Genomic DNA, 262 nt, shown 5'->3' with positions numbered 1-262 from the left:
GAACCTCTGGGGCGACACGCACTGGCACGAGGCGGGCCTCGCGCGGACAGTGGGCACGCTTGTGAACCCGGCTGTCCTCGGGATGTTCATCGGCGTCGGATTCGTCTTCGCGCTCGCGGTTCTCGCGTGGGATGGTCCAAGGCGCCTCCGGCGACTGTCGTGGGCGATGGTCATCGTGGGCGTTCCGGGCCTGCTGTTCACGCTCACGCGGGCCCCGGTGCTGGCCACCGCCATCAGCGCGGCGGCGATGCTCATCCTTGCC

General features: G+C 69.8%; 1 protein-coding gene. It reads left to right on the top strand.

Translation table 11 applies throughout. The features are described from left to right. Window positions 1–262, top strand: a 262-nt coding sequence (locus tag SAZ04_RS22345; protein WP_332699846.1) for a hypothetical protein, incomplete at both ends; no start/stop codon positions are given.

The organism is Halalkalibacter lacteus (assembly GCF_036663595.1).
GTDB lineage: Bacteria > Bacillota > Bacilli > Bacillales > Bacillaceae_D > Halalkalibacter > Halalkalibacter lacteus.
Note: the sequence above shows the minus strand (reverse complement) of the source record. Positions and strands in the feature narration are given on the sequence as shown.